2 protein-coding genes are annotated in these 11,218 nt (G+C 46.4%); both read right to left on the bottom strand.

The genetic code is table 11. The annotated features are described in order from the left end of the window. Nucleotides 1-344 precede the first annotated feature (344 nt). Nucleotides 345-3,605, bottom strand: coding sequence for a T9SS type A sorting domain-containing protein (locus AC4BAP_RS01785; protein WP_490580897.1), 3,261 nt, complete (start codon nt 3,603-3,605; stop codon nt 345-347). Nucleotides 3,606-4,197: 592 nt separating this feature from the next. Continuing rightward, complete coding sequence (locus AC4BAP_RS01780; RefSeq protein WP_490580896.1) at nt 4,198-11,019, bottom strand: T9SS type A sorting domain-containing protein; 6,822 nt, start codon at nt 11,017-11,019, stop codon at nt 4,198-4,200. Between the last annotated feature and the right edge of the window lie 199 nt (nt 11,020-11,218).

Below are 11,218 nucleotides of genomic sequence, written 5' to 3'. Positions count from 1 at the left end.
TTTTTGACAATGCTAAAAGCTTTGCAAATTCAGTCACTAATTAACCAATTTGTTATTTAAGAACTAATATATATAAATTAACTTATATAATGAAAATTTGTTGCACTTATTCTTCATTATTTATAACAAATACAAAGCAAAATCCACCATGAAACCATCAGTGCAGTTTCATATTTTTTAAATACAATTTATTTTAGGCGGATTACAGAAAGGCTGGTAAAAACAGAACTTTGATAAAAGTAATAGGCTTGTTTATACTTTCTAAAACTACGGTGTAGGCTGGCAGGTTAGTAACATGAAAAAGGCACCTACTCAGGTGCCTTCATGCTTATAGTTTAGATCGGCTAGTCTCTTGTAACTTTAATACTTCTCTTTTTCCCATCCACTTCAACCACAAGCAGGTACATACCGGAAGTAAGGTGCGCGTTGTCTGTATTGATTCGAAAATCGTTTGCGCCAGAGTTTGCTTTTAATTCCTGTACAAGCACTGCCTTGCCAGCCAAAGTATAAAGGGCCGCTTTAGCAGTAGCATTACCAGCGGTTTCAAAGCTGATGCGCAAGTTATCCCTGAAGGGGTTGGGGTATGCCTGCATCGGTGCGGCCTTGGCCTGCCCGAAGTCCACAGCCCGCGGACCGTAGTAGGCGTGGGTGCCGTCCAGGTCCAGCTGCTTGAGGCGGTAATACCGTATACCCGCCTTCCCCGCCTCCGTGTCGGTGAAGCCATACTTGCCGCCCGGGCCCGTGCCGGTACCCGCTGAGGCTACGAAGCCCAGGCGGCGGTAGGACCTCCCGTCCACGGAAACCTCCACCTCGAAGCCCTGGTGGTCGCGCTCTGCGGCCGTCTCCCAGCTCAGCACCGCCTCCTGACCGCGGCGCTCGGCCCTAAAGTACTTCATCTCCACCGGAAGCGGCGAGACAGAGCTGCCCAGCGTCAGCTGCGTGAGCCTGCCGATGCCCGTGGCACCCACCCGGTTGCTCGATGGGCTCGCCACCGAGGTGCCGTTGTGCGACCAGCCAGACGTGCTCGAGGCGTCCGGGTAGAAGACCAGCAGCGTGCCCTCGTCGTAGCCGTTGAGCTCGTGGTCCAGGTAGTCCAGGCTCACCGTGGCGTCCAGCTTGGAGTTGGCGCCGCCCACCGTGAAGCTATAGTTGCGCAGGATGCTCGGGTTGCCGTTGCCGGCCACGATGGCCCGCCCCGTCTCCCGGAGCACCGTCACAGGGCCCGATAGCGCGGCCGAGGAGACCGTCACCCCCAGCCCGCCGAAGTTCTCCGAGCCAGAGAACGCGCGCTGCGTCTCCACCAGCCCCGTCACGTAGTTGCCCTCGCTCTCCACGATCGTGGCAGCACTGCCAAGTATAAACTTGTTTGTACCAGTTGCAATCCGCCCGTTGGTTAATCGCAGCTCACCTGCTACACTGGCGTTTGCCATAAGCGTTTTAACGCCACCCGAGGACAGCAGTATCCTGTGGTAGGACAGGCCCGGGATGTTCTGTGCCCCGGTACCGTTGAAATCTATCGTAGATGCGTTGGAAAGCAACTCTGTACCCGTGCCGCTTATAACAGACAAGCTGCCCGCAACACGTGTTGTGCCTGCGCCAAAAGTCTTGGTCCCGGTATTACTCAGCTTCAAGTGGTGATAGGCTGCTACCAGCACACTCTGCATGCCAGCTCCATTGTACTCTACGGTACAGGTATTAGCCGTTGCTGAAAAAGAGCCACCAGAGGTCAGCCCCCCGGCCACTCCCAGTGTCGCGCTTGAAGACAGTGTTAAGCCCTTACCTGCAGGAACATTTACATGAAACAGGTTATGATTGCCACTAAAGGCCGTTGATATACCATCAAAAGTCACAGTGCCTGCCGTAGCCGTCAGGCTGGCAGTACCGCTAAGCGAGGAATTAATTGTAAAGCTGCTGGCTGAAGAAGTTGTAGCCCCAATGCTAAGTCCCCAGAAGGTCATACTTCCTGTTCCAGAAATGGCTCTGTTACTTCCGAGCATGTTTATTGTGCCTGCTGTCGCAGAAAAGGATTTGTTTGCATTGGTTGTAAAATTGCCATTCACATTAAAACTGATGCCCGTGCTAACAGTGCCATCAATGACAAGGTTTTGGAAATTTACATTGCTACCACTAATGCTCCGGCTCGTTGAGTTAGTCATAGTAACTGTACCTCCCGCGGATTGAGACAACCCACCACTTGCATTCAGGTTTCCCCTGATAGTCAGGGATGGAACGGTTATGTTTGTGCCTGTGCCACTTAAGGTAAGGTTATTGAACTCTGTGGCACCTGCTGCGCTGGAGATAGTTCTACTTGCCCCTGCCATTACCACTGTACCCGTACCCGGAACATAGGTGCCATCCGCTGCCCAGTTACCAGATACTGTATGCGTAAACGTGCTACCATCAAAGGTTGAGCCTGTGCCTATCGTTACATTACCACCGATTGTCATGTTACCACCTGCTATGCTGCTTACTGTACCCTGGCTCGTGAAATTACCATTAATGGTCATAGCTGCGCTTGGCAATGTTTTGGTACCCGTATTGCTTAAGGTAAGGTGTCCGTAAGTATGGTTTGCCACAGTTTGGGCAGTGCCGTAATAGTTTACTGTAGAGTTAGCGTTAAAAGTATAAGTAGAATAGCCGGTAGGCATTGATCTTGTACTGCCAATGCGCAGGGTTGCCCCAGAAGCTACAGTCAATTTTCCACCTGCAGTTGTTCTGTTCAGTGTAAATCCGCCTATGTCTAGTGTTCCAGCAGTTACATCTACCTCATTTGCTATTGCTGTGTTAGCTACTAGGCTTTTTGTTCCGCCGCCACTTATCTTTAATATCTGGTAAGGCACCAAGTTATCGACACTCTGGTTTGTGCCGGAGGCATATTCTATTATTGCTGTTGAGTTAACATCTGCGGCTTCAGGCCTTAGATCATAGTTCGCTAAATAGGTTGATGCCTTTACCTGTAAGGTAGATCCACTTCTTAGTTCCAGGTTTCCCCCGCTTGGCCAACTAACTTTCTTGCTTGTAGGGTCTAGTTTGCCACCTGTCCCAACAATCAGACGGGCAGATGTGATTAAAGGTCTTATTGTTACATCGGCATTGAGTACTGTAGAGCTGTTTATCACTAATAAAACAAAAGATGATGTGCTCGTGCCGCCCAGAACCTGGCTTATTCCTATAAAATTTAATACAGGTAAATAACCTGTATTTCCTGAAACCACATATTCTTCATTGTATACTCCATTATTTTGCCAGTCACCTTTCAATTGTATTTCGGTACCTCTTAGCAGTAGTGTTCCATTGCTCTGTATATTTATGTTACCGTTTACTATAAATGAAGTTCTCGTTCCTGCCTGAGGTTTGCTATCTTTTATATCTAATGAGGCACTTGAAAGGCCACCAATAGTTAAAGATAAGCACTGGGCTGCTATATTATCCAGATCAAGTATAGGATGCTTGCCTGTATAGGCAAAATCGCCAATAAGCACATGTGTATTGGCATTTGGTACAACAGCCGGTGACCAATTACTTGCTATATCCCATCTGTCGCCAGTAGTTCCGCTCCCCCCTCTCCAGCTAACTGTAGTTTGAGCGTTTGCTTCAGTAGACAAGAACATTAATGCAAGAAATATATAATAGGTAAAGTATACTCGTAAAAACTTTCTGATAAACATTTTAAAATAATTACAGATAAAGTTGTAGTAGACTAGACATTCATATAGAAAGGGGAATCAATCAAATATTAGTTATATCCCAAAAAACCCACATCTCTTCAGAGGAACTTACCCCAGATTTAAGGCTAGCTTAATTTATACTATTCAAATACAAAAAACGCATTAAATACAGATAACATAGTTGTAATCAACGATTTATATAACAATATATATAATTTATTGACATTTGCGAAACAATTAATTGGCTTTAAAGATCATTGAATAGAACAGTGCAACTTTAGGTTAGTTTAGGGAGCTTAATCAAATATTCACATATAAATAACACAACATATTTACATATGTGTCAAGTATAGCTACACCAGACTATTATTTGTAAATAGTTGATTTGCAATTTAATCTTCGGGATTGAGTGGACCAGGAGGTGTACACCCTGTATTATAACATTGACCAGATAGGTATTGAGTATGGCTTATATAAAAGAAAAGGGTGCCTGACAGCAGGCACCCTTTAAAGTACAAAAACAGCTATTTTATTTTTTAATCACTTTTATAGATTGCGTCCCTTCCCCGGTTTCGACTTTCATCAAATAAAGGCCTGGTTTTAAGGTTTTGTTCTTAAACGACAACACTACCGCATTCTGGCCAGCTTTTGCAGCATAGTTTTCTTCGTATAGCTTTCTGCCTTCAATGGTGTGTAGGCTAAGTTTGGCTACACAGTTTGTAGCTACCTGGAACTCAACAGTCAGCTGATCCTGGAACGGGTTAGGGTATGCCTGCAGCGGCATGGCCTTGGCCTGCCCGAAGTCCACGGCCCGCGGACCGTAGTAGGCGTGGGTGCCGTCCAGGTCCAGCTGCTTGAGGCGGTAGTAGCGCACGCCTGCCTTCCCTGTCTCAGTATCAGTAAAGGCGTATTTAGCACCCGGGGATGATCCTGCGCGGCCACTGACCACAGCCCCCAGGCGGCGGTAGGACCTGCCGTCCACAGAAACCTCCACCTCGAAGCCCTGGTGGTCGCGCTCTGCGGCCGTCTCCCAGCTCAGCACCGCCTCCTGACCGCGGCGCTCGGCCCTAAAGTACTTCATCTCCACCGGAAGCGGCGAGACAGAGCTGCCCAGCGTCAGCTGCGTGAGCCTGCCGATGCCCGTGGCACCCACCCGGTTGCTCGATGGGCTCGCCACCGAGGTGCCGTTGTGCGACCAGCCAGACGTGCTCGAGGCGTCCGGGTAGAAGACCAGCAGCGTGCCCTCGTCGTAGCCGTTGAGCTCGTGGTCCAGGTAGTCCAGGCTCACCGTGGCGTCCAGCTTGGAGTTGGCGCCGCCCACCGTGAAGCTATAGTTGCGCAGGATGCTCGGGTTGCCGTTGCCGGCCACGATGGCCCGCCCCGTCTCCCGGAGCACCGTCACAGGGCCCGATAGCGCGGCCGAGGAGACCGTCACCCCCAGCCCGCCGAAGTTCTCCGAGCCAGAGAACGCGCGCTGCGTCTCCACCAGCCCCGTCACGTAGTTGCCCTCGCTCTCCACGATCGTGGCAGCGCTGCCAAGTATAAACTTGTTTGTACCTGTTGCAATCCGCCCGTTGGTTAATCGCAGCTCCTTTTGAATATTCGCGTTACCCCCTGTTAATGCTTTTGTGCCACCAGCAGATATAAGCACTTTACTGTAAGTTAGTGCAGGTATGTTCTGCGCACCGGTGCCATTAAAATTTAACGTAGTTTCTGAATTGGTTAGGTTGGCTTCCGCAGTTCCTTCTACCGTAAATGCCGCAGCCACACCTGTGGTATTGCTGAACGTTTTTATACCACTGTTGCTCAGTTTAAGATTATGGTAGTTGATAGCTAATACATTCTGGGCAGCTGCTCCGTTGTAATTTACAGTTGTAGTGTTGGCGGTTGTGTTCACTGTTGCACCACCAGTGTTGGTAAATGCCTCTGCTACACCAACTGTGCCAGCGGCAAGTGTTTTATTGCTGCTAGTACTCAACGATAGATTCTTGTAGTCAATAGCTGCTATTGTCTGAGCTGCGGTGCCATTATACTCTATGGTAGCCGGGGTTACCACTACCGGGTCAGAGGTTACAGTGAAATTACCCGCAATTTTTGCCGTTCCGACACTAAATGTTTTTGTTCCGGCATTCTTTACACTTAAATGGCCATATTGTATACTTTCAACGTTCTGATTAGAACCGTAAAACTCCACTGTACTTGATTCGCCAAGAGAGAACACATCGAAGGTAGGCATAGCACTTGTACCCCCAATTTTTAAGAGTGCATTATCAGAAACGGTCAGAGTTGATGAAGTACTACCTATAGGCTTTGTCACTGACTTTGTGCTAAGGTCTAGCGTACCACTCTGCACAGTAATATTAGATGTTTCGGTTATATCTGCAAGAAGCGTTACAGTAGTTGCGGCATCCGTTTTAGACACTCTGATGTTTTCGACATTCAGTGTACCACCTGCTGCCTCTATCTGAGAAGCTCCGGCTCCTGTAAAATTGATCTCCGCCCCTATTGTACTCAGAGACTGCCCATTATAGACCAGGTTGCCGTTAATATTGAGATTACTATTAATATCAACATTCGCATTTGCCGCTATAGTAAGGTTTCCTAATGTGGTTGTACCTGAACCATCAATTGAGGCAGGTGTCACCGGGTCATTGGCAAGACCCACTGAGTTATTTAGTGTAAAGCTACCACCTGCACCATTAAGTGCACCGCTGTTCACTAGATTACCACCAATAATATAAGAGGTTCCCGCACCTGCGTTAAATTTTGCACCACTTAATATTGATAGGTTGCCGTTAATAGTCCAGGTTGTGCCATACAAAGGCAGTTCAGCCGATAAGCCTTGTGTAGAAACGCCTAATGCATGCTTATTGTCAATGGTCAGGTTGTTAAGTTGAGATGGTACAACTCCACTTAGAGCCACTAACTGCGAACTGCCTATATAAAGAGTGCCTGTACTTTGGAATGATGCAGGCGTAGTGCCAAACTTTATTGGATAAGCTGACAACCCAGCCAAACCGGATGGAGTGAAATTAATTGTGCCGGAGCTCAATATTGTTCCGCTATTCAGAATGGCAGTTAAGAAGTTATGTGTATAGGCTCCACCATCAAAAGTAGCGCCAGCACTAACGTTAAAGTCCAGATTCACTGTCCAGCCCACACTGGTTCGGATACCAGCAGGATCCTGATTATTAATGGTAACCTTGCCAAACGAAGGTGCCGCTGTCGAGTTTAATACCGGTGCTACGTTGCCATTGAACTCAACCGCAGGAGGTATCGTAATAGCTGGGTTAAGCGGGTGAGGCACTGAGCCCTGAATAGATGCCCTTAACTGAATTGTCTGCAGTCGCGTTCCAGAGAACGCGGCCACACCGCTGCTTTTTAATACCCCTGTCTCCGAATTCAAGAAGTCGCTCTCAAATGTCACTCTTCGTGTAGTCCCGTCGATTGTGCCCTGATTCGTAAAATTACCTTTGATCAGAAGGTCATTTGAAGGAATAATATAGTTGGCTCCAGCCTCAAGCAACATATTATGAACCGTAAATGCTCCATTTAATTGTTTTTGGGCTGCAGGAGTGGTAGCTGCTAATACTAGGGTACCTTCGGCATAAGTAGCACCAGCATTGAATACTCCAGTACTTGCTTTAATAAAGTTACCACTTATAGTAAGTGTTTTGCCAGCGCCATTCAGGGTAGCATCATCTGTAATGGTAAGATCACCGTTTACACGTGTACCAGCCTGTAGCGTCTTCTCAACTGCTCCTCCATTATCCAAGGTTAGATGACCGTAAGTTACCGCTGCCACCGCCTGTGCTATTGTTCCTTCGTATTTTACATGGCTCGTTGTATTTAAAGTTACGTTACTAAAATTGATAGGGAAGTTTGAGCCCTCCAACAGAAGTACGCTACCGTTACCCATTGTAAAATTACCTCCCGGTGCTGTTCTGCTTACTGTTTTAGCCCCTAAACTCAGTGTGCCGCTAGCAATATCAAAATCAGCATTAACTCTGATGTTATTGTGGGCAGTTAACGTAATATTTTCTGCTTTAGCTATAGTGAGTCTGTTGAAAGTATACTCCTGTGTCGGTTGGCTTGTACTTCCCACAGCTGCGTTGCTAATACCATTAAAGGTAACTGTGCTTGCAGAAGGCACAAAAACACCACCTGTTCTGGTCCAGTTGCCAGCCACTTTAATCACAGAACTCCCTGCATCTAATGTGCCGTTTGTCTGCTCCACGTTTCCACTCACGCTTAGATCAGAAGCCTGAAGTATAAAACTTTCCGTGCCACTCATTGTAAGATTACCTCCAAGGTTAAGTGCAGCAGTTGCATTAAGTGTGGCCACACCCGAAGGTTTACTAATTTTCAAATGATAATAAGGAACCGCAGCCACCACCTGTGAGCCAAGCCCTTTATAATCCACGGTACTATTGGTGCCGGCTGTAAACACACCTCCTGTGTAATTATAATCCCCGTTTAACTCCAATAAACCGCTGGTTATACTTATACTGGATGTGTTCTTCTGCTCTAACTCGCCTGTAACACTGACTGTACCAGGGCCGATATTGAGTGCCAAATTATTATTGGCACCGCCTGATAATATCAAAGCACCATTCACACTCAGTTTACCTAAGGCATTATCAATCATGATCGTACTTGTTCGTGCGCTGGCACCAGCACCACTCGCAACAAGGTTACCCTCAGAAGTCAACTGTGCGCCTGCGCCACTTAGTGTTAAGGTGATTGGAGTTCCGCTATCTAAAAACTGAATCGCCTTTACACTGGCTGCAGTCGTAAGTCGTGGCTGGTTGGGAACAGTTGCGACACCGAACTCAACAATATCTGTAACTTCAGGAATCTTAGTTGAAGTAGTAGTAGAGCCATCCGTGGCTACTGATAACCAGTTTCCGGCTGTTCCCCAATCGGTACTGATAGCACCGGCCCAACGCAAAATACCAGCACTTGCAGACAGCGTCCAGTTGCCTGTTACATCTGTAAGTGTATTATTCGCAACCCAATTTTGATTTATTTCTCGACCTGTTGATCCGTTGGCTTCCCAATTGCTTGCCACTAGCTTAAATAACTGTATGCTTGCCTCGTTATTACCATTTAGGTCGGCATCGTTGTATTGCAGCTGTAATGTGCCGGCATAAGGGCTTGTACCTCCGTTTATACTTATATCATAAGCTCGGTTAATAGCAGTACCATTTTTAAAGGTGCTTACTACTCCTGATGTGTTTGTCACAGTTACTGCTGTAATACCAGAGGCATTATTTAAAGTGATCAGGTTATAGGGTCCAGCAAAGGCATAAGTTGTGCCGTTCGTATATGCATGCTGCCGTCTGATAGTACCGTAGATCCAGCCATTGCCTGACCTGCTACTTGTTACAGTAATAGTATTGCTAAGTGTACGCATTGACCCTGATGTTACAAACAAGTCAGTAGCCTGGACACTATTGGCTAGTTCAAGGTAACTTGAGGCAACCGACTTGTTTACCTCCAACTGGTTGAATACTGTGTTGGCACCGCTTATACGGCTGTTTATTGCACCATCGAAGACAATTCTACTGCTCCCCGCCGCAAATTCACTTCCTGCATTATTGACAAGGTCGCCTTTAATACTATGCGTAAAACTGCCGCCTTCAAACCTAGAACCGCTGGCAACGGTCATATTGCCTAAAACTGAAATGGCGCCTGCAGCAGTCTTCGCTCCCGAATTTGCAATAACCAGGTTAAAATAGTCTCGGCCATTTATACTTTGAGTTCCAATTCTGTTATAGGTAATAGTGTTGGGAGTATTTGTGGAAACGTTTAGCGTAGCCCCTGCCGTTGTCAATTGGTTTGCTATACCCATATTTGAGTTAGCATTCATTGTGAGGGTCCTGCCTGCTGCCACTGTTACGCTATGCAGTAGGTGCGTTCCCCCATAAGTGGTGGTACCATCAAAGGTTATAATGCCACCAGAGGCTGTTAGTGTACCTGTACCACTCAAGTTGGAAGTAACTGTAAAGCTAGAAGTTGTACCAGTAGTACCAAGTACACGGATGCTGAATGGAGAAAACGTACCATTATTAACAATAGTAGTGCCGCTACCTTGCATATTCATTACCCCTGCTGTTGCAATAAAAGATTTTCCACCATTAACTGTGAGGTTACCATTCACAACAAGTGTAGCTGTAGTTGTTGTAGTACCATCAGCAACCAGATGCATTAACGTGATATTTTCACCGCTAATGGTCTTACCCGTCCCTGACATTGTTAAAGTAGCAGTGCTGTTAAACTGTCCCGCGCCACTTGTTGCCAGGTTACCGATTGCATTTATATTTACAGCTGTTGATATTAAACCAGTTGTGATGCTAAGGTTATTGAAGGGAACCGCCCCTGCTGTTGTCCTGAGGACTTGCTTGCCGGAACCATTCATCACTACAGTACTTGTGCTTGGTGTAAAAGTGCCATTATCTGTCCAGTTACCACCAACAGTAATTGTTCTGGTGCTGCCGTTAAATGTAGTCCCCGACCCAATTGAAACATCCCCTAAAACAGTAAAATCACTGCTTGCAGTATATGCCACTGTACCCAAGCTGCTAAAATTACCGGCAACTGTAAAGGCTGTTGCAGGCATTATTTTGTTTCCTGTACCACTAAGTACAAGGTGCCCGTATGTTCTGGTGTCAACTGTTTGGTTACCACCATAATATTCAACAGTACTGGTAGGGCCTAAATTGACAGTATTATACCCGGTTGGGAAAACACCCGCACCTCCTATTTTTAGGAAAGCTCCATTGGATATTGTTAATGTGCCTCCTGTAACAGCTGTTCCAGTACTCGTGCGATTAAGCGTAAAAGTCTTCAGATCCAGCGTACCGGCTTCTACAATTAGCTGTGTGGCGGCATCTATGTTACTTACTGTAGTATTGCCTATGAGTTCCTTTGTACCTCCACCACTTATCTTAAGTATACCATAGGCTCTATTAAGAACATACTGAGTACCAGTTGTTGCGGCATAATCTACTACAGAAGTTGTATACAGTGTAGTAGGCTGAATAGTGTAATTGTCACCGTAGTTTGTTGCTTTCACAAACAATGTACCGCCTGGCTCAACAATAAGTCCATTTGAAGAATCTGATGAACTCGTTCCTTTTCCTCTAAAGGTAACCTTGTATCCCCTTGGATCGAAAGAAGCATTGGCTTTTACGGTTATATCTGATGTAGGCGGCTCGTTCTGTCCATTAACCGTGATATTCATGGTCTCAATCGTCAGGTTGTTCTCCAGAAATATTGAGCCAGAAATAATCAGATGACTAAAATTAACAGTACTGGAACCCATTATTTTCTTCCCGACACCTGACATTTCAAAACTTGGGTAAAAGCGCCCCTTACGCCCATTATTTTTAATAAACGTAGATTCGACAATTGTTCCGTTATTTTCCAGATCCCCCTGTAATACTATTGTAGTCCCGTTATTTTCGAAAGTCGTGCCAGGTCCCACTGTTAATTTACCAGATATATTAACATTAAAGTTGTTAGTAACAAACAACTTAACAGATTTA

The organism is Pontibacter sp. GD7 (assembly GCF_058216375.1).
This window is presented reverse-complemented; position numbering and strand designations above follow the sequence as displayed.

Excerpts from the sequence above, each read along its gene's own strand:
- AC4BAP_RS01780 (WP_490580896.1), bottom strand. The coding sequence starts at position 11,019 with ATGTCAGGTGTCGGGAAGAAAATAATGGGTTCCAGTACTGTTAATTTT.